At 68.2% G+C, this 19,833-nt stretch carries 19 protein-coding genes and 1 pseudogene; 15 read left to right on the plus strand and 5 right to left on the minus strand.

The features are described from left to right. The first annotated feature begins 6 nt into the window (after positions 1-6). Genes VDQ18_RS11370 through hypE form a run of 9 tightly spaced genes read left to right on the plus strand, consistent with a single transcriptional unit; the run spans position 7 to position 7,614 of the window. Positions 7-834 carry a hydrogenase expression/formation protein gene (locus tag VDQ18_RS11370; protein ID WP_323021055.1) on the plus strand — a complete coding sequence of 276 codons (828 nt, stop codon included), beginning with the start codon at positions 7-9 and terminating at the stop codon, positions 832-834. Continuing rightward, a complete protein-coding gene (gene hybE / locus VDQ18_RS11375; protein ID WP_323021056.1) occupies positions 831-1,610 on the plus strand; it encodes a [NiFe]-hydrogenase assembly chaperone HybE in 780 nt (259 codons plus the stop codon). The genes VDQ18_RS11370 and hybE overlap by 4 nt, the downstream gene beginning before the upstream one ends. Beyond that, positions 1,610-2,482 (plus strand): hydrogenase expression/formation protein HupK, encoded by an 873-nt coding sequence (locus tag VDQ18_RS11380; RefSeq protein WP_323021057.1) that lies wholly within the window; start codon positions 1,610-1,612, stop codon positions 2,480-2,482. The genes hybE and VDQ18_RS11380 overlap by 1 nt, the downstream gene beginning before the upstream one ends. Next, positions 2,475-2,816 carry a hydrogenase maturation nickel metallochaperone HypA gene (hypA, locus tag VDQ18_RS11385; protein ID WP_107750153.1) on the plus strand — a complete coding sequence of 114 codons (342 nt, stop codon included), beginning with the start codon at positions 2,475-2,477 and terminating at the stop codon, positions 2,814-2,816. Before VDQ18_RS11380 ends, hypA begins: the two co-directional genes overlap by 8 nt. After that, complete coding sequence (gene hypB / locus VDQ18_RS11390) at positions 2,816-3,694, plus strand: hydrogenase nickel incorporation protein HypB (RefSeq protein ID WP_323021058.1); 879 nt, start codon at positions 2,816-2,818, stop codon at positions 3,692-3,694. The genes hypA and hypB overlap by 1 nt, the downstream gene beginning before the upstream one ends. Next, positions 3,694-5,163, plus strand: a complete 1,470-nt coding sequence (locus VDQ18_RS11395) for a sigma-54 dependent transcriptional regulator (RefSeq protein ID WP_323021059.1) — start codon at positions 3,694-3,696, stop codon at positions 5,161-5,163. Before hypB ends, VDQ18_RS11395 begins: the two co-directional genes overlap by 1 nt. 2 nt (positions 5,164-5,165) lie before the next feature. Next, entirely contained in the window at positions 5,166-5,453 is a 288-nt protein-coding gene (hypC, locus tag VDQ18_RS11400; RefSeq protein ID WP_323021060.1) for a HypC/HybG/HupF family hydrogenase formation chaperone, read from the plus strand. After that, positions 5,450-6,580 (plus strand): hydrogenase formation protein HypD, encoded by a 1,131-nt coding sequence (hypD, locus tag VDQ18_RS11405; protein WP_323021061.1) that lies wholly within the window; start codon positions 5,450-5,452, stop codon positions 6,578-6,580. The genes hypC and hypD overlap by 4 nt, the downstream gene beginning before the upstream one ends. Before the next feature lie 11 nt (positions 6,581-6,591). Beyond that, entirely contained in the window at positions 6,592-7,614 is a 1,023-nt protein-coding gene (hypE, locus tag VDQ18_RS11410; protein WP_323021071.1) for a hydrogenase expression/formation protein HypE, read from the plus strand. Positions 7,615-7,617: 3 nt separating this feature from the next. On the opposite strand, the gene VDQ18_RS11415 is transcribed toward hypE, so the two are convergent. Then, positions 7,618-7,905 (minus strand): putative quinol monooxygenase, encoded by a 288-nt coding sequence (locus VDQ18_RS11415; RefSeq protein WP_323021062.1) that lies wholly within the window; start codon positions 7,903-7,905, stop codon positions 7,618-7,620. A 104-nt stretch (positions 7,906-8,009) separates the two neighbouring features. Here VDQ18_RS11415 and VDQ18_RS11420 point away from each other — a divergent pair, with 104 nt between their 5' ends. Further along, positions 8,010-10,154, plus strand: coding sequence for an esterase-like activity of phytase family protein (locus tag VDQ18_RS11420; protein WP_323021063.1), 2,145 nt, complete (start codon positions 8,010-8,012; stop codon positions 10,152-10,154). A gap of 86 nt (positions 10,155-10,240) precedes the next feature. Here the strand turns inward: VDQ18_RS11420 and guaA are convergent, their stop codons facing one another. Beyond that, positions 10,241-11,824 (minus strand): glutamine-hydrolyzing GMP synthase, encoded by a 1,584-nt coding sequence (guaA, locus tag VDQ18_RS11425; protein ID WP_323021064.1) that lies wholly within the window; start codon positions 11,822-11,824, stop codon positions 10,241-10,243. A gap of 207 nt (positions 11,825-12,031) precedes the next feature. Next, on the minus strand, positions 12,032-13,435 hold the full coding sequence (locus VDQ18_RS11430) for a M20 family metallopeptidase (protein ID WP_323021065.1): 1,404 nt from the start codon (positions 13,433-13,435) through the stop codon (positions 12,032-12,034). Positions 13,436-13,516: 81 nt separating this feature from the next. Here VDQ18_RS11430 and VDQ18_RS11435 point away from each other — a divergent pair, with 81 nt between their 5' ends. Beyond that, positions 13,517-13,786: a hypothetical protein gene (locus VDQ18_RS11435; RefSeq protein WP_323021066.1), complete on the plus strand. Its 270-nt coding sequence runs from the start codon at positions 13,517-13,519 to the stop codon at positions 13,784-13,786. Between the two features lie 96 nt (positions 13,787-13,882). Further along, complete coding sequence (locus VDQ18_RS11440) at positions 13,883-15,427, plus strand: trimethylamine methyltransferase family protein (RefSeq protein ID WP_323021067.1); 1,545 nt, start codon at positions 13,883-13,885, stop codon at positions 15,425-15,427. 284 nt (positions 15,428-15,711) lie between these two features. On the opposite strand, the gene VDQ18_RS11445 is transcribed toward VDQ18_RS11440, so the two are convergent. After that, positions 15,712-16,176, minus strand: coding sequence for an Lrp/AsnC family transcriptional regulator (locus VDQ18_RS11445; protein ID WP_107750164.1), 465 nt, complete (start codon positions 16,174-16,176; stop codon positions 15,712-15,714). Positions 16,177-16,292: 116 nt separating this feature from the next. On the opposite strand from VDQ18_RS11445, the gene VDQ18_RS11450 reads away from it, so the two are divergent. From VDQ18_RS11450 to VDQ18_RS11460, 3 genes are all read left to right on the plus strand, one after another. Beyond that, a complete protein-coding gene (locus tag VDQ18_RS11450) occupies positions 16,293-17,906 on the plus strand; it encodes a GMC family oxidoreductase (protein ID WP_323021068.1) in 1,614 nt (537 codons plus the stop codon). Between the two features lie 82 nt (positions 17,907-17,988). Next, complete coding sequence (locus VDQ18_RS11455; RefSeq protein WP_323021069.1) at positions 17,989-18,429, plus strand: DUF934 domain-containing protein; 441 nt, start codon at positions 17,989-17,991, stop codon at positions 18,427-18,429. Positions 18,430-18,529: 100 nt separating this feature from the next. Beyond that, the gene (locus VDQ18_RS11460; RefSeq protein ID WP_323021070.1) at positions 18,530-19,351 is read left to right on the plus strand and encodes a ferredoxin--NADP reductase; all 822 of its coding nucleotides are present in this window, start codon (positions 18,530-18,532) and stop codon (positions 19,349-19,351) included. Positions 19,352-19,471: 120 nt separating this feature from the next. Here VDQ18_RS11460 and VDQ18_RS11465 read toward each other — a convergent pair. Then, positions 19,472-19,833: pseudogene (locus tag VDQ18_RS11465) on the minus strand (hypothetical protein); the annotation flags it as partial.

The following is a 19,833-nucleotide window of genomic DNA, read 5'->3' on the forward strand; positions in this document are numbered from 1 at the left end:
GGTTCCATGGTCTCGAACTTCCACCTGCCGCCCAGCGGCTTCGGCCCCGGCTCGCAACCCGTGCCCGAGGATGGCGAGGATCTGCATTACCTCGACATGCCGGCGAAGATGCACACCTATTCGCCGCAACTGCCCGATATCGAACTGACCGAGGATCTGGCCCCCGCCATTGCCATCCTCGACGCCGTGGTCGCCGCCGCGACGCGGGTCTCCGCCAGCCTGATTGCCGAACGGTTCGACCTCAGCGGCCTCGATCCCGCCAACCGCCGTCTGGTGGCCGAGGTGCTGCGCGAGGGCGAGGTCTCGGTCAAGGTGCGCGGCCTGCCGCCCGTCCGCGTGCAGGAAAGCGTCTTTGCCGGGATCTGGCGGGTGCAGGGCGCGGGCGAGGACTGGATCGAGGTGGCGCCGGTGCCCGCCATCGCCGTGACCCGCGCCTTCGAGCCCCTGCGCCGCGGGCAGGACGTGGCGCCCGGCCCGGGCGTGGTCAACGCCCCCGCCCTCTGGTCCGAACTCACCGACAAGAGCGCGAACGAGGACGGAGAATTGCATGTCATCAACCTGACCCTATTGCCGCACACGCCCGAAGACCTCGACTGGCTGGACGCGCGGCTGGGCGAGGGGTCCTCCGACATCCTGTCGCGCGGCTATGGCAATTGCCGCATCCGCGCCACGGCGCTGCCCCGGGTCTGGCGCGTGCAGTTCTACAATTCGCAGGACCAGCTGATCCTCGACACGTTCGAGGTGACGGGCATGCCCGAAGTGGTCCTTGCCGCGCCCGAGGATCTGGCCGACAGCGCCAAACGGCTGAAAGACGTGCTGGAGGCGGTGCGATGAGCGGTTTCGAAGGCTCCTACGGCGGCCATGCCGCCCGGATCAGCCCGCAGGCGGTGATGGAATGCAAGATCTGCTGGTCGGTCTATGACCCGGCGATCGGCGACGCCACGCGCCAGATCGACCCCGGCACCCCCTTCACCGAGCTGCCGGGCGACTGGTCCTGCCCGACCTGCTCGGCCGATCCGCATCAGTTCATGGTCCTGCGCGACCCCGGCGCCTTCGAGCATCTGGAAGCCCTGCGCATCAGGGCCGCGACCGAGCGGCTGGTGACCGATTTCACCGAAGTCTGGCACGGCAAGATGCGCGACGTGCCGCTGGTCAACAAGGCCCTCAGGGTCGAGGCCGTGGGCTTTCGCATGCATGAGGACATGATGCTGGGCGTGCTGATCTCGCCCTGGTTCATGAACCTGATCCTGCTGCCCGACGCGCAGGATTGGTCGTCCCTGGTCGCGGGCGAGAAGGAGGTCGTGGACTTCCCCTCGGGCGCCTACGAATTCATCCATAATTCGCGCGAGATGACCGGGGGCTACAAGGCCTGCTCGCTCTTCTCGCCCATGGCGCAATTCACCCGCCAGCAGGATGCGGTGGATGTGGCGCTGGCGGTGATGCAGGCGCTCTTCGATCCCGCCCATCTGGCCGAGACCGACCGCAAGGCCGACATCCGCGCCGCGCGCGAGGCGGCGCTGGCGCCGAAGCCCGACGAGGCCGAGGAGGCCGAACCCACCATCCCCTCGCGCCGCGCCGTGATCACCGCGGGCCTCGCCGGTCAGCCCTGATGCAGCCAGCGCCCCGCCTCCAGGCCCAGGCCGGGCCGGCGCTGCCGGTCGCCGCCATGGTCCTCGGCACCCGGGTCGAGACGGCGGCGGCGCTGCTGCCCCGGCTCTTCAACCTCTGCCGCGTCGCGCAGGCGCAGGCGGTGGCGGTGGCGCTGGGCAGGCCCGCGCCCGAAGGCGGGACCGAGATCCTGCGCGACCATCTGCTCAAGCTCTTCGTCACCTGGCCGGTGCTGCTGGGCCTGAGCGCCCGGCCGATGCCCGCGGGCTGGCAGACCGATCCCGGGGCCATCCGCCGCGCCGTCTTCGGCCCCGAAGGCGTGCCCGCCACACCCGACGAGATGGCGCGCTTCCTGGTCTCCGGCCACGGCGTCGGGCCGATCCTGGGCGCGATCGACCGCAATTTCCGCAAGGGTGAGGCCGTGACCGCCGTGCTGCCTTTCGCCGAGGCCACGAACCTGTGGACCGGCGCCGCGCTGGAGAACTCCCCCGCCGCCCGCCACGCCCGGAACCCGGCACTGGCCGCGCTGGAGGCCAGCCGCGGGCGCGGTCCCCTCTGGCGCGCCGCCGCCCGGCTGTTCGACATCGCGGCTCTCCTGGACGAGGGCCTGCCGCCTCCCGAAAGCCCCGCCCGGGGTGAGGCGCTGGTACAGGCGACCCGTGGCCTTTACGGTCTGCGCCTCAGGGCCGAAGGCGGGATCGTCACCGCCTTCGCGCGCGTCACGCCCACCGACAGCCTGCTCGCCCCGGGCGGCGTGCTGGCGCAATCGCTGGCCGCGCTCGATGCCGCCCGCGCTGGACAGGCGGCGCTGGTTCTGGACATTCTCGACCCCTGTTCGCCGGTCACCCTGACCCGGGAGGTGGAACATGCATGAAATGTCCCTCGCCGAAGGCATCCGCCGGATCGTCGATCAGGCCACCGACCGGCCCGACGTCACCCGCGTGACCCGCGTCCGGCTGGAAATCGGCCGCTTCGCCGGGGTCGAGAAACGGGCGCTGGCCTTCGCCTGGGAGGTCGTGATGCGCGGCTCCAAGGCCGAGGGCGCGGCGCTGGAAATGCTGGATCTTCCGGGGCTTGCGCTGTGCTATGATTGCGGAAAGACGGTGGAAATCCACGAAAGGCTGGACCCGTGCCCGCTCTGCGGCGGCGGCCGGCTGATGCCCGAAGCGGGCGACGAAATGCGGATCAAGGATTTGGAGGTGATCTGATGTGCACGGTATGCGGCTGCAGCGACACGGTAACGGCGGATGGCAAGGCGGTGGGGCATTCCCATTCCCATGATCACGGCCATGGGCACCACCATCACCACCATCACCACCATGACCACGATCATGACCATGGACATCATCACCATGATCATGACCACCACCACGACCACCACCATTACGGTCAGGGCGAGGCGGGCGTGTCCGTCCCCGGCATGTCCCAGTCCCGCCTGATCGAGGTGGAAACCGCGATCCTGTCCCAGAACGACACCTACGCCGCCCAGAACCGTCGCATCCTGAAGGCCCTCGACGTCTTCGCGCTGAACCTCGTCTCCTCCCCCGGCTCGGGCAAGACGACCCTGCTCTGCGAGACGATCAAGCGGCTGGGCGACGCGCCGCTGGCGGTGATCGAGGGCGATCAGCAGACCCAGAACGACGCCGACCGCATCCGCGCTACGGGCGCCCGGGCGGTGCAGATCAACACCGGCAAGGGCTGCCATCTGGACGCGCATATGGTCGGCCACGCACTCGACGAGCTGCGCCTGCGGCAGGGCGCGTACCTGTTCATCGAGAATGTCGGCAACCTCGTCTGCCCCGCCGCCTTCGACCTGGGCGAGGATTGCAAGGTGGCGATCCTCTCGGTCACCGAAGGCGAGGACAAGCCGCTGAAATACCCCGACATGTTCACCGCCGCCCGGCTCGCCATCCTCAACAAGGTCGACCTCGCGCCCCATTGCGACGTCGACCTCGATCTCTACGAGGCGAACCTCCGGCGCGTGAACCCGGGGATCGAGATCATCGGCCTTTCCGCCCGCACGGGCGAGGGGATGGACACCTGGCTCGCCTGGCTCAAGGCCCGCCTCGCCGACAAGGCCGCGTGATGGCCAAGACCCTGCCCACCATCCTCGTTGTCGATGACGAGCCGCATTCCGTCGCCGCGATGCGGATGGCGTTGGAGGACGATTTCACCGTCCTGGAAGCGGGCGACGCGGCCGAGGCCTGGGCGCTGATGGAGGAGCATTGGGTCCAGGTCGTCGTCTCGGACCAGCGGATGCCGGGCAAGACCGGCATCGAACTCCTGACCGAGATCCGCGACCGCTGGCCGGAAACCGTCCGCATCATCGTCACCGGCTATACCGAAACCAACGACATGATCCAGGCCATCAACGAGGCCGGGATCTATCAGTTCATCACCAAGCCCTGGCACCCGGACCATCTGCTGATGGCGGTCCGCAACGCCGCCCGCCTTTTTGAGCTGAACCGCGACCACGAGCGCATGACGCTGGAGATGCGCTATCTCGGCAGTTCCGCCTCGACCAAGCTGGACGAGCGGCGGCGGATGCTGCAGGCGGGGCTGGGGTTCGACAAGGTGCTGCGCGGTCCCCATTCCAGCCTCAACGCCACGATCCAGCTCGCCCGCCAGTTCGCCAGTTTCGATGTGCCCGTCCTGATCCAGGGCGAGGCCGGGACCGGCAAGACCGACCTCGCGCGCGCCATGCATTACGGCTCGCTCCGCGCCGACCGGCCGTTCTATGAACTCAATTGCGTGGGCCTGCCCGATGACGTGCTGGAGGTCGAGCTTTTCGGCATCAAGCGCGGCGCGGTGCAGGGGCTGGCCCAGACCAAGGTCGGCCTGCTGCAAAAGGCCGACCGGGGCACGATCTTCCTGAACGGCGTCGATGCGCTGAGCCCCGCCATGCAGATCGCCCTGCTGCGCGTGGTGACCGAGGGCGCCTATCAGCCGGTCGGCGGGCGCGAGACGCTGACCTCGGGCGCCCGCCTCATCACCGGCGCGCATCGCGACCTGATGGACCTGATGGCCGAGGGGACTTTCCGCGCCGACCTCTATTACGCGCTGGCCGTCACCTCGCTTCAGGTGCCGCCCTTGCGCGCCCGTCAGGGCGACATCGCGCTGATCGCCGAACGCCTGCTGCACGAACTCGCCGCCGCCCATGGCAAGCCCGCCCGCGGCTTCAGCCCGGCGGCGCTGGAATTCCTCGAATCCTACGACTGGCCCGGCAACCTGCCCGAGTTGAAGAACGAGGTGACGCGGATGCTGATCCTCGCCCAGCAGGTGACGCTCGGCCCCGAGATCATCTCGCGCCACATCCTGATGGCCGCCCCGGGGGACGAGGGCGCCGACCGCACCGCCACGCTGGTCGGCGCGCTGGAAGGCACGCTCAAGGACCGGGTTGAGGTGATGGAGATGCGCATCCTGCGCGAGACGCTGACGCGCCTCAAATGGAACAAGAGCCGCGCCGCCGCCGAACTGGGCCTCTCCCGCGTCGGGCTGCGGGCCAAACTGGACCGCTACGGCATCGAGCCGCATGTCGCCACCGAGGAGGATTGACCATGTGCCTAGGCATCCCCGGCCAGATCGTGGCCATCACCGACGAGGCAAGGCAGATGGCCATGGCCGATGTCTCGGGCGTCCGGCGCGAGGTGTCGCTGGCCCCGGTCGCGCTGGGCCCGCTGGCAGATCTGGTCGGCGAATGGGTGCTGATCCATGTGGGCTTCGCCATGGCGGTGATCGACGCCCACGAAGCCGCCGAAACGCTGGAAGCCCTGCGCGGGCTGGGCGAGGCGCAGGAGACGCTGGAACAGATGGCGGAGGGCGCGAAAGCGTTGGAGGATCAATGAGATACGTCGAGGAATTCCGCGACCCTAAAGCCGCGAAGACGCTGATCGCCGCCATCGGCCGGGTCGCCGACCAGATCGGCGCCACCCGCGAAAAGCCCGTGCATATCATGGAGATCTGCGGCGGCCATACCCATGCGATCTTCCGCTACGGCCTCGACAAGCTGGTGCATGAGGGGATCGAATTCATCCACGGTCCCGGCTGCCCGGTCTGCGTGCTGCCCATGTCCCGCGTCGACGATTGCGTGACGATTGCCGAGCGGCCGGGCGTCATCTTCACCACTTTCGGCGACGCGATGCGGGTCCCCGGCACGCGCAAGTCGCTCATACAGGCCAAGGCCGACGGCGCCGATATCCGCATGGTCTATTCGCCCTTGGACGCGCTGGAACTGGCCCGCCGCAATCCGGGCAAGGAGGTCGTCTTCTTCGGCCTCGGATTCGAGACGACGACGCCCTCCACGGCGCTGACCATCCAGCAGGCGGCGCGCGAGGGGGTCACGAATTTCAGTGTCTTCTGCAACCACATCACCGTGCCGGAACCGATCAAGGCGCTGCTCGACGATCCCCACATGGTGCTGGACGGCTTCGTCGGGCCGGGCCATGTGTCGATGGTGATCGGCGTGCATCCCTATGATTTCATTGCCCGGGACTACCATAAACCCATCGTTGTCGCCGGGTTCGAGCCCATCGACCTGCTGCAATCGGTGCTGATGGTGTTGGAGCAGATCCGCGACGGCAAGGCGGAGGTGCAGAACCAATACGCCCGCGTGGTGCCCGAACACGGCAACCCGGTCAGCCTTGCCGCCATCGCCGATGTCTATGAACGGCGCCCGCGGTTTGCCTGGCGGGGCTTGGGGGAAATCGACAGCTCGGGCCTCAGGGTGCGCGAGAAATACCTCGCCTGGGACGCGGAAACCAAGTTCGGCATCGGCTATGCCGCCTCGCCCGATGACGAGCCCGAAGGCTGCGAATGCGCCGCCGTCATGACCGGTCGGATGAAGCCCACCGCCTGCCCGCAATTCGGCCGCGGCTGCAAGCCCGAGACGCCGCTGGGCGCGCTCATGGTCTCGTCCGAAGGGGCCTGCGCGGCCTATTGGACCTATGGCGGATCGCGGGTGGCCGCAGAATGAAGGACACCATCATGACCCTGCGCGACCAGCGCGTGACGCTGGCCCATGGCGGCGGCGGCAAGGCGATGCGCGACCTGATCGAGAGCGTTTTCACCAGCGTTTTCAATCCCCCGGGGATGGAGGATCAGGCCCGTCTGATGCACGATTCCCTCCAGGAACCCGGCGCGCGGCTGGCTTTCACCACTGACAGCTTCGTCGTCACGCCGGTGGAATTCCCCGGCGGCGACATCGGCAAGATCGCCGTCTGCGGCACGGTCAATGACCTCGCCGTCGGCGGTGCGAAACCCCTCTGGCTCTCGGCCAGCTTCATCATCGAAGAGGGCTGCGAGGTGGCGCTGCTGCGCCGACTCGTCGCCTCGATGGCGCGCGAAGCCGAGAAGGCCGGCGTCCGCATCGTCACCGGCGACACCAAGGTGGTCAACCGGGGTGCCTGCGACACGGTCTATATCACCACCGCCGGGGTGGGCGTGATCCCGCCCGGCCGCGACCTCGACGCCCGGAGGATCCGGCCCGGCGACGTGGCCATCGTTAACCACGTCCTCGGCGACCACGGCGCGGCCATTCTGGCGGCGCGGGGCGATCTGATGCTGTCGACCGACCTCGACTCCGACTGCCAGTCGCTCGGCCATCTGATGCAGGCGCTGATCGCCGCCGCCCCCGGCACCAAGGCCGCAAGGGACGCGACCCGCGGCGGCCTCGCCTCGACGCTGAACGAGATGGCCGAGGCCGCCGGGTGCTCGGTGGAACTGGACGAAACCACGCTGCCGCTCAGGCCCGAGGTCAAGGGCGTCTGCGAGATCCTCGGCCTCGACCCGCTCTATCTGGCCAACGAGGGAACGCTGGTCGCCTTCGTTCCGGCGGCCGAGGCCGAGGCCGCGCTGGCGGCGATGCGGGCGATGCCCGAAGGGCAGGGCGCCTGCATCATCGGCCGGGCCGTCCCGCAAGGCGCGGTGCCCGTCACCCTGCGCACCGCCTTTGGCGGCACGCGGATTGTCGATATGCTGGTGGGCGAACAGCTGCCCCGGATCTGCTGAGAGTCAGGCCGCGCCGGCCAGCGTGTCGCGGATCTCGTATTCGCGGGCGATGCCCAGCGTCCGCTCCCCCCAGGCCGAGGCCCGGGTCCGCGCCTGATGCGCCTCGAAGGCGGCGCGGTCGGCGAACAGCTCGTCCACATTCCAGGTCATCGCGCCGGCATGGGTCACCTCGAACTGCAGGCAGCCCGGTTCGGCCCGGGTCAGGCGGATATGCTCGGGCAGATATTCCCGCACGATGGCCGCCTGCTCTTCGCTGGCACAGATCAATTTGCCGATCAGCTGGATCGCCATGAACGCCCCCTCCCGTCATGGTTCTGTCATCGAACCGAGACGCGGTTGTGACAGGCCGGAGGTAATGCCGCCAGATCCAAGTTCAAGTCCTGTCGGAGAACCCCATGCCCACCCGCCTTCTGGCTTCGAGCGCGCTGGCGCTGATCCTCGCCACCCCCGGCTACGCGCAAGAGATGAATTTCAACCGCATCGCCGCTTTCCCGGTGGCGCGGAACCTGCCCGATGCCGAAGAAACCTCGGCCGAGATCATCGCCGCCACCGATGACGGGATGACGCTGGTCTATACCGACAGCCCCTCGGGCTCGGTGGGCTTCATCGACATCACCGACCCCGCCGCGCCCGCCCCCCTGGGCGCGCTGGATGTGGCGGGTGAGCCCACCTCGGTGGCCATCGCCGGGACCACGGGCTTCATCGCCGTCAACACCTCGGCCGATTACGTCAACACCGGCGGCGCGCTGCTGACGCTGGATGTGGCGACCCGCCAGATCACCGCGTCGTGCGATCTGGGCGGTCAGCCCGATTCCGTGGCCATCGCCCCGGATCAGAGCTTCCTCGCCGTCGCCATCGAGAATGAGCGGGACGAGGATCTGAACGACGGCGCCCTGCCGCAGATGCCCGCGGGCTACCTGGTCATCCTGCCGATGGCCGACGGCGCCGTTCAATGTGACGCCCTGATCCGCGCCGATGTGACCGGCCTCGCCGAGATCGCGCCGGAAGATCCCGAGCCCGAATTCGTCTCGATCAACGCGGCCGGCGAAATCGCGCTGGCCCTTCAGGAAAACAACCATATCGTCATCCTCGACCGCAGCGGCGCGGTGCTGAGCCATTTCGCCGCCGGCGAAGCCACGGCCGAGAATGTCGATACCGCCAAGGACGGCCAACTGGTCTTCGACCAGAGTGTGACCCGCCTGCGCGAGCCCGATGCGATCACCTGGGTCGATGCCGACCACATCGCCATCGCCAACGAGGGCGACTGGCAGGGGGGCAGCCGCACCTGGTCGGTCTTCAACCGCGACGGGACGCTGGTCTATGACAGCGGCGCGTCGCTGGAACACGCCATCGTCGAGATCGGCCATTACCCGGAAGGCCGCTCGGGCAAGAAGGGGGTCGAGCTGGAATCGGTCGTCGCCGCCACCTATGGCGAGACGCCGATGATCTTCGTCGGCTCCGAGCGCGGCTCGGTGATCGGCGTCTACGTTGCGACCGACCCCGCCGCCCCGGTGCTGCGCCAACTGCTGCCCTCGGGCATCGGGCCGGAAGGCCTGCTGCCGATCCCCTCGCGCAACCTCTTCGTCACCGCCAATGAAAGCGACCTCGGCGCCGATGGCGCGGCGCGCTCGCATGTCATGGTCTACGAACTCCAGGACGCGCCCGCCGCCTATCCGCAACTGACCTCGGCCGGGATGGAGCAGCTGACCGGCTGGGGCGCGATTTCCGGCATGGTCGCGGGTGAGGACGGGCTCCTCTATGCCGTCACCGACTCGGCCTATGGCGCGCAGCCGACGATCTTCGCCATCGACCCGGCGCAGCAACCCGCCCGCATCGTGCAGGCGATCCGCGTCACCCGCGACGGCGCCCCGGCCGCGCATATGGACATGGAGGGCATCACGCTGGACGGGCAGGGCGGCTTCTGGATCGCCAACGAAGGCCGCACCGACCGCGAGATCCCGCACGCGCTCTACCATGTCGATGCCACCGGCGCGATCACCGAGGACGTGACCCTGCCCGAGGCCCTGCTGGCGCATGAGACCCGCTTCGGTTTCGAAGGGGTGACGATGGTTGACGGCACCCTCTGGATGGCGGTGCAGCGCGAATGGGGCGATGACCCGGCGGGGATGGTGAAGCTCGTCTCCTACACGCCCGCGACCGGCGACTGGGCGGCGGTGCATTACCCGCTGGCGGCGCATGAACGCGGCTGGGTGGGGCTGTCCGAGATCGTCGCCCATGACGGCTATCTCTACCTGATCGAGCGCGACAACCAGCTGGGCGATCTGGCGGTTGTGAAGCAGATCACCCGCGTCGCGCTGGCCGACCTGCAGCCGGCGCCGCTGGGCGGCGAGTTGCCGGTGGTGACGCCCGAACTCGTGGCGGACCTGCTGCCGGCGCTGCGCGCGACCGGCGGCTATGTGCTGGACAAGGTGGAAAGCCTGGCCATCACGCAGGACGGCACGATGTGGATCGTCACCGACAATGACGGGGTGGACGACCATTCCGGCGAGACGATGTTCTTCGCCCTGCCGCCGATGTGAGGCGCTGTCGTAGGATGGGCAATATTGCCCATCCTACGAGGACCCTCCCGCCAAAAAAAAGCCCCGCGCAACGGCGGGGCTTTTTCTCATTCCAGCTCGATGGTCCCCGGCGGCTTCGAGGTGCAATCGTAGAACACACGGTTCACGCCCTGCACCTCGTTGATGATCCGGGTCGAGGTCTCGCCCAGGAACTCATGCGTGAAGGGATAGTAATCCGCCGTCATCCCGTCGACCGAGGTCACGGCCCGCAACGCCAGCGCGTAATCATAGGTCCGCCCGTCGCCCATCACGCCCACCGTGCGCATCGGCAGGATGGCGGCGAAGGCCTGCCAGATCTCGTCATAAAGGCCGTGCTTGCGGATCTGGTCGATATAGATCGCATCGGCCTTGCGCAGGATATCCAGCTTCTCGCGGGTGATCTCGCCGGGGCAGCGGATCGCCAGACCCGGGCCGGGGAAGGGGTGGCGGCCGATGAAGGACGCCGGAAGACCCAGCTCATGACCCAGCGCGCGGACCTCGTCCTTGAAGAGCTCGCGCAGCGGCTCGACCAGCTTCAGGCCCATCTTCTCGGGCAGGCCGCCGACGTTGTGGTGCGACTTGATCGTGACCGAGGGGCCGCCAGAAAAGCTCACGGATTCAATGACATCCGGGTAGAGCGTGCCTTGCGCCAGGAACTCGGCGCCCTCGATCTGATCGGCGTATTTCTGGAACACGTCGATGAACAGCTTGCCGATGGTCTTGCGCTTCACCTCGGGGTCGGAGACGCCTTCCAGCGCGCCGAGGAACAGATCGCTCTCATCGGCATGGATCAGGTTGAGGTTGTAATTGTCGCGGAACATGGCGACGACCTGCTCGGCCTCGTTGAGGCGCAGAAGGCCGTGATCGACGAAAACGCAGGTCAGCTGGTCGCCGATGGCCTCGTGCAGCAGGATGCCGGTGACGGACGAGTCCACGCCCCCCGACAGCGCGCAGATCACCTTCTTGTCGCCGACCTGCGCGCGGATCTTGGCGATCATCTCCTCGCGGTAGGCGCCCATCGTCCAGTCGCCGGTGAACCCGGCCAGCTTCACGAAATTCTCGTAGAGCGTGGCGCCGTTCGGCGTGTGGTGCACTTCCGGGTGGAACTGCACGGCATAGAAGCGGCGCGACAGGTCCGCCGTCATGGCGAAGGGCGCGCCGGGCGAGGTGCCGTAGACCGCGAAGCCCGGGGCCAGCTCGGCGACGTGGTCGCCATGGCTCATCCAGACCTGCTCGCGGCCCGAGGGATCCATGAACCAGCCGTTGAAGAGGTCGGTCTTCAGATCGGTCGGCTTCACATAGGCCCGCCCGAATTCGGCGGTGTGGCTCTGCCCGGCTTCGACGCGGCCGCCCAGATCCTGCATCATGACCTGCTGGCCATAGCAGATGCCAAGGATCGGCACGCCCATGTCATAGGCAGCCTTCGGCGGACGGGGCGAGCCCTCGCGCGTCACGCTGTCCGGCCCGCCCGAGAAGATGATCGCCTTCGGGGCGAAGTCCTTCAGGAAGGCGTCGGTCACCTTCTGGTAGGGGTGGATTTCGCAATAGACATTCAGCTCCCTGAGGCGCCGCGCGATCAGCTGCGTCACCTGGGACCCGAAGTCGATGATGAGAAGGCGCTGGTGGCCGGAAAGGGGGCTTTGCTGGGTCATGGCCAGCCTTTAGGCGCGCGCCGAAGGCTTCGCAAGAGAACAATGCGGGAAGCCGCCGGTCCGAGGCGGGAAGGGGGATTTTCAGGGCGCCCAGGGCGGTGGGTGCGAGCGCGTACCCTATGCAGGGCGGGCCAGCCTCCCGCCCCGCGAATCTCCCGTAGGGTGTGTGCTCGCACGCACCGAGCCAGGCGCCGGTAGGGTGGGCTTTCATCCCACCGTGCCCGACCGCCCCTCCGGCACCCCGGCCCCGTCGCCGATGTCCCACCAGAGCCCCGCCATCAGCCCCAGCGCCTCGCGGCAGAGCGGCATCAGCACGTGTTCGTTCGGCGCGTGCTGGTTGCAGGCGCGGTAGGAATGCGGGATCCAGATGGTCGGCAGGCCGAGGATCCCGGCGAAAATGTCATTGGGCAGCGAGCCGCCGAGATTGGGCAGCACATGCGGCGCCCGGCCCGCGGTGCGGGTCAGCGATTCGTGCACGAACCGCGCCCAGGGCGCCTCGGGGTCGAGGCGGGTGGCGGCGAAAGAGGCCTCGCCGCCCTCGATCCGCACCCGCTCGAATCCCCGCACGTCGAGGTGACGGCGCAGCGCGGGCAGCACCGCCTCGGGTTCGGTCCCCACCACGAAACGCAGCTGGCAAGCGGCCCTCGCCTCGCCGGAAATCGCGTTCTGCGGCGCCTCGGGCACGCCCGCTTTCATCGCCAGCACGGCAAAGGAATTCCAGCCGAAGACCCGCTCGGCCGGGCTGAGCGAGGCCTCGCCCCAGTCGAGGTCCAGCGCCGGGCCCTCCGGCTCTTCGACCGGCAGCCCGGCCAGCGCCGCCCGCACGCTCCCGGTCAGCGATCGGGGCCGCCATTCCGGCACCAGGATCTGCCCCCTTGCATCGGTGATGACCGACAGCGCCTGCGCCAGGATCATCGCCGGATCGGCCAGAAGCCCGCCCCAATTGCCCGAATGATGCGCCCCGTCGCGCAGCCGCACCGAAAGGTCGAAATTCAGCACCCCGCGCGCGCCCATGAACATGGTCGGCACCCCGGGCTGCAGCCTTGGCCCGTCCGAGGCGATGAAAACATCGGCCTTCAGCGCCGCGCGCTCGGCCTCGGCCAGCGCGGCGAGGCCCGGCGAGCCGATCTCCTCGGCCATCTCCAGAAGCAGCACCATGTTGAAGCCGAGCCGCCCGCGCACCGCCAGCACGGCGTCCAGGGCCATCAGGTTGATGAGATGCTGCGCCTTGTTGTCCGCGGCGCCCCGGCCGTAAAGCCGCTCGCCTTCGGCCCTGAGCACGAAGGGCGCGCGCCCCTCGGCCCAGTCCGCGGCCTGGCCATGGGTCACATCGCCATGCCCGTAGCTCAGCACGCTCGGCAGCGAGGGATCCTCGATGCGCCGGGCCAGCAGCAGGGGCGGGGCGCCGGGCTGGGGATTGGCCAGCACCCGGCAGTCGAAGCCCAGCAGAGAGAGCCGGTCCCTCAGCGCTGCCAGATAGGCGTTGAGCGCCCTTTGCGCCCCCGGCACCTGGCTTTCCGACGGGATCGCCACCAGCGCCGCCAGCGCCGCCGCGAAAACCCCGCTGTCGGCCTGATCCTGCGCCGCCGCGATGGCCGTTTCTCTGCTCATGAGGGTCCTTTCCACTGCCGCCACAAGGCTAGCCGCCCCCGCGCGCCTTGGCTATACTCGCCCGGCAGCACGGAGACCCGCATGAGCGACAATCCCACCCCGGAAACCAGCCCCGCGCCCGCCACCTGGCGCATCATCCTGGCCGCGATTCTCGATTTCTTCACCGCCTTCATCGTTCTGGGTTATCTGGTCGCCCGCTTCACCGGCAACCTGACCGAGAGCGGCTTTGCCCTGTCCGGCACCCCGGCGCTGGTCCTCTTCGCGCTGATCGCGCTGTACTTCATCCTCGGCGTCAAGCTTTTCGGCGGCACCCTCTGGCAGAGGCTCCTGCGCGCCAACCGGCGCCGCTGAATGTCGCCTTTCGCCGCCAGACGGCGCTTCCGGCCCAGCCGCTGACAGGCCCACGGCCTATTCCTCGCCTCAGACCATCTGCGGGGAGCTATTGCGATGAACGATGTCAGGACCGAGCGTCGGGTGCGGGGTGGCGGCGGTGCCGCGCGTCGGGCCGAGCGGACCGCCGTGTCGATGGACACCGCGAAGTTCATCACCCGCAACATTCCGAATTTCGAGATCCTCAACGAGGAAGCGCTCGAGATCATCGAATGGAACGCCGATACCGTGCTCGAGGAGATCGGCGTCAATTTCGTCGAGAATCCGGCGGCGCTGCAGCTCTGGCGCGAGGCCGGCGCCGATGTCCGGGGCGAGCGCGTGCATATCCCGCGCGGCCTTGCCCGGGAACTGTGCAAGACCGCGCCCTCGACCTTCACCCAGCACGCCCGCAATCCCGAGCGCAACGTGGTGATCGGCGGCAAGGGGCTGGTGCTGGCGCCGGTCTACGGCCCTCCCTTCGTGCGCGACAACGAGGGCGGGCGCCGCTATGCCACGATGGAGGATTTCCGCAATTTCGTGAAGCTCGGCTACATGTCGAAATGGCTGCACCATTCGGGCGGCACGGTTTGCGAACCCACGGATGTGGCGGTGAACAAGCGCCATCTCGACATGCTGCTCGCGCACATGACCCTCTCGGACAAGCCCTATATGGGCTCGGTCACCGAACCCGTGCGGGCCGAGGATTCGGTCACCATGTCGAAGATCCTGTTCGGCGAGGATTTCGTCGACCAGAACACGGTGATGACCTCGCTCATCAACATCAACTCGCCGCTGACCTTCGACAGCACGATGATGGGCGCGCTCGAGGTCTACGCCAAGCACAATCAGGCCGCGATCATCTCGCCCTTCATCGTCGGCGGCGCCATGGCGCCGGTGACGGTCGCCGGCACCCTTACCCAGGTTCTGGCCGAGGTTCTGGCCGGCGTCGCCTACAGCCAGCTCATTCGCAAGGGCGCGCCGGTGATCTTCGGGGCCTTCGTCACCTCGATCGACATGAACTCGGGCGCGCCGACCTTCGGCACGCCGGAAGCCGCGCATATCACCTATGGCGCCGGGCAGCTGGCGCGCCGCATGGGGCTGCCCTACCGCTCGGGCGGAGCCTTCTGCGGCTCGAAACTCCCCGACGCGCAGGCGGCCTACGAGACGGCGAATTCGCTGAACATGGCGCTGCTCGCCGGGGTCAACTTCATGCTCCACGCCTGCGGCTGGCTCGAGGGCGGCCTCGTGTCCTCCTACGAGAAATTCGTGCTCGACGCCGACCAGCTCGGCACGCTGCACCATCTGGCCAAGGGCGTGTCGATGGACGACAACGGCCAGGCCATGGACGCGATCCGCGAGGTGGGCCCGGGCGGCCATTACCTCGGCTGCCAGCACACGCAGGCGAACTTCAAATCGGCCTTCTGGCGGACGGATGTGCTGGATTACAAACCCTACGAGACCTGGGAAGAGGAAGGCGCACGGGATTCGGCGACGCTGGCCAACCAGCGGGTGAAGAAACTCCTGCGTGACTTCCAGGCCCCGACGCTGGACCCGGGCATCGCCGAGGCGCTGGAGAGCTACGTGGCGCAGCGCAAGGCCAGCGAGCCGGACGCGTTTGGGTGACGGGCGGGGCGGGTTCCGGCGGGCGGTGCGTGCCAGCACGCACCCTACGCCCGGAGGTCACCGCGCGGTGGGGTGTAACCCCACCCTACACCCCGAACCACGCCCGTAGGGTGCGTGCTCGCACGCACCGCGACCGACCCATTACGAACCGTGCCAGTAGAGTGGGTTTTCACCCCACTTTCCCGGACCACCCGCAAGGGACACCCCTACCAAACCCTTAACGCCCCTACCCACCCCCTTGATTCCAAACGGCCCGACAAATGTCCCACGCATGGGACACCCCCTCACACCGCCAGAATCGTCGTCGACTTGATCTCCTCCATCGACAACAGGGCCGTCACGTTGTGGATCTTCACGTCCCGGATCAGCGCCTGATAGAAGGCGTCATAGGCCCGCGCGTTCGCCACCCGGACCTTCAGGATATAGTCGATATCCCCGGCCAGCCGATGCGCCTCAAGGCATTCAGGCCGCGACCGGACGGAGGCGAGGAACCGCTCCTGCCAGCCGGGGTCATGCTCGGCCGTCCGCACCAGCACGAAGAAACAGGCCTCCAGCCCCAGAGCCTCGGGATCCAGCAGCACCGTCTGCCGCCCGATCACGCCCTGATCCTTCATCTTGCGGATCCGGTTCCAGACCGGGGTCTTGGACGAACCCACCTTGCGGGCGATGTCGTCGAGGGATTGGCCCGCATCCTCCTGCAACTCCTTCAGGATCTTGCGGTCGAGCGGGTCGAGGTCGGGTCTGGTCATGCAAAGCCTCCGGCAACGGCGCGAGCCTATCCTCGCCTCCGGCGCCCGTCCAGCAGGCGCCCCCTTGCGAAGCGGCGCCGGGAGCGATTGAGTGAGGCCGTACGATGGGGGCGGGCATGGACGGGGATTTCGACTATCTGATCGTCGGCGCGGGCAGTTCCGGCTCGGTCCTGGCGGCGCGGCTGGCTGCGGCGGGCAAGCGGGTGCTGGTGCTGGAAGCGGGCGGCAGCGAGCGGCGTTTCTATGTCGAGATGCCGCTGGGCTACGGCAAGCTCTTCTACGACCCGGCGGTCAACTGGGCCTACCGGACCGAACCCGACCCGGGCCTCAACGGGCAGCGCGATTACTGGCCGCGGGGAAAGCTGGTCGGCGGGTCGTCCTCGATCAACGCCATGGTCTGGATCCGCGGCCACGCCAGCGATTACGACGATTGGCAGGCGGCGACCGGAACCTCGTTCTGGGGGCGCGAGAACACCACTGCTGCCTATCGCGCCATCGAGGATAACGCCGACGGCGCCGACGCTTTCCGCGGGCAGGGCGGGGCGCTGCACATCCGCTCGGGGCGCGAGCCCGCGCATCCCTTGGTCCGCCCCTATCTGGAGGCCTGCGCCGCCGCGGGCCTGCCTTTCAACGCCGATTTCAACGGCGCGGTGCAGGAGGGCGCCGGGATCTACCAGCTGACCATCAAGGGCGGGCGGCGCAATTCGGCGGCGCGGGCCTTCCTCAGACCGGCGATGAAAACCGGCCGCATCGCGCTGCGCACCAAGGCGCAGGTGACGCGGCTGCTGCTTGAGGGGCGCCGGGCGGTCGGTGTCGAATACCGCTGGAAGGGCGCCCTGCATCAGGCGCGGGCGGGCGAGGTGATCCTGGCGGGCGGCGCGCTCAACACACCGCAAATCCTGATGCTGTCGGGGATCGGGCCGGGGGCGATGCTGGCCGAGCAGGGGATCGGCGTGGTGCTGGACCAGCCCAATATCGGCGCGCATCTCAACGACCATCAGGGCATCAACTATACCTACCGGATGAACGTGCCGACGATGAACGACCTCCTGCGGCCCTGGTGGGGCAAGGCGCTGGTCGGCATGCGGTATCTGCTGACCGGGGGCGGGCCCTTATCGGTCTCGATCAACCACGGCGGCGGGTTCTTCCGCACTGATCCGTCGCTCGACCGGCCCAACATGCAGCTCTATTTCCAGGCGTTTTCCACCCTGATGCCGCGCGACGGCGAGCGCCCGATCCTCAGCCCCGATCCGTTCCCGGGCCTCTCCATCGGGCTCTCGAATTGCCGGCCGACCAGCCGGGGGCATCTGGAACTGGCCTCGCCCGATCCTTTCGCGGCGGTGAAGATCCACGCCAATGTCTTTTCCACCGACCACGACGTGGCCGAGATGCTGGCCGCGGTGAAATTCCTGCGCAAGATCGCCGATCAGGCGCCGATGAAGGCGCTGATTGCCGAGGAATTGCGCCCGGGGCCCGCGGTACAGACCGACGCCCAGCTGATCGACGATTTCCGCAGCCGCTCGGGCACGGTGTTCCACCCCTCCTGCACGGTGCGGATGGGGGCGGATCCGGCGGGCTCGGTTCTCGATGCCGATCTGAGGGTGCGGGGGATCGACGGGCTCCGGGTCTGCGATGCCTCGGCCTTTCCGACGCTCATTGGCGGCAATACCAACGCGCCCGCGATCTTGCTGGGATGGCTGGGGGCCGAACGGATCCTTGCCCGCGATTGAGGCGCGCGTTTGATCCGTGTCATGGCCGCGCCCCGGCCCCCGTTCGATACTGGTCCGAGGTCAGGACCGGTGGAGAAGGGCGATGAGCGTGCTGGTCAAGGATTGGGGCTTCGTGCCCGAGGATTGGACCCAGGGCTATGTCCCGCTATGGGCGCTGTCGGATCATCCGGGCGGGGCGGGGGTGGATCTGTGGACGCCCGAGATCGGCGCGCGGGATTGGGCGCGGCTCTGTGCGCTGCTGCCCGAACTGGGGCTGGTGCGGATCGAGTTGCGCCATTTCGCCGATGTCGCGGCGCTGGATCTGGCGCGGGCGATCCGGGCCGAGGGCTATGCCGGGCGGCTCCGGGCGCATGGCGCGGTGCTGGCCGGGCTCTATACCCTGACCCGGCGCGCGGGCTTTGACGAGATCGAGCTCGACCGCGATCAGGCCCGCCTGCAACCGGCCGAGCATTGGCGCTTCGAGGCCAGCTGGAGCCCGGCCCGGCGCGGCGGTGACCGGCCCGAGGGCGCGCGTTCCGGCTGAGATGCGTCCCCGGGACGCAGCGGCAGGACGGCCTGCCGGGGTTCCCCTCCCCGCCATTCCGCCCTATGTCCGGGGTCACGTCAGATCGAAAGGCTGTTTCATGTCCGATGCCGCCCCTGCCACGCCGGTGCCCCCGGTCAAGACCCTGCCCGACGCGCAGACGGTGACCTCCGTCCGGCACTGGACCGACCGGCTGTTTTCCTTCCGCTGCACGCGGCCGCAGAGCCTGCGCTTCCGCTCGGGCGAGTTCGTGATGATCGGGCTGCTGGACGACCGCGGCAAGCCCTTGCTCAGAGCCTATTCCATCGCCTCGCCGAACTGGGACGAAGAGCTGGAATTCTATTCGATCAAGGTGCCGGACGGCCCGCTGACCTCGCGCCTGCAACATATCGAGCCGGGCGATCAGATCATCCTGCGCCCCAAACCCGTGGGCACGCTGGTGCATGACGCGCTGCTGCCGGGCAAACGGGTCTGGTTCCTGGCGACGGGGACCGGGATCGCGCCCTTCGCGTCTCTGATGCGCGACCCTGAGACCTATGAGAAATACGAGCAGGTGGTGATGATGCACACCTGCCGCACGGTCGACGAGCTGGCCTATGGCCGGGAACTGATCGAGAGCCTGAGGGAAGACCCGCTGATCGGCGAGATGGTCGAGGGCAAGCTGTTCTATTACCCGACGACGACGCGTGAGGATTTCCATCATCAGGGGCGGATCACCGACAACCTGACCTCGGGCAAGGTCTTCGCCGATCTCGGCATCGCGCCGATGGACCGCGAGCATGACCGGGCCATGGTCTGTGGCTCGCTGGCCTTCAACCATGACGTCAAGGCGGTGCTGGAGGGCTTCGGCCTGCGCGAGGGCGCGAACAGCGAGCCGCGGGAATACGTGGTGGAAAAGGCCTTCGTCGGCGACGGGATCTGAGGCGGCTCTGGTAGGATGGGCAATATTGCCCATCCTACGGGGACCGGGCGTCCGCTGAGATGGGCAACAAAAAACGGGCGGCGAGGGATCTCGCTGCCCGTTTGCTGTCTGTCCGATACCTCAGAGGTTGAGGAGGCCGCGCACCTGGTCCAGCGCCGCAGGCAGCAGGGCCGGGTTGTCGCGCGCGCCTTGCAGCGCGGTGCGGGCGGTGGCCTTGCGCAGGGCGCTCATGTCCGAGGCCTCGATCGCGGCGAGCGCCCGGTCATAGTCGAAACCCTCGGCGGTGAAGAGGGTCGAGAGGTCGGTCGACGCAGCCGGGGTCTCGGCGGTCGCGGTCGCACCGGCGGTGGCGTCGGTCGAAGCGGCGGGCGCGGTCTCGGCCGTCGCCGCGGGCGCTTCGGTCGCCGGGGCGGTTTCGGCGGCGGCTGCGGCTTCCTCGTTGACGGCTTCGGTCGCGGTCACCGCTTCCGGCACGGTCTCGG

This window comes from Pararhodobacter sp. (genome assembly GCF_034676075.1).
GTDB lineage: Bacteria > Pseudomonadota > Alphaproteobacteria > Rhodobacterales > Rhodobacteraceae > Pararhodobacter.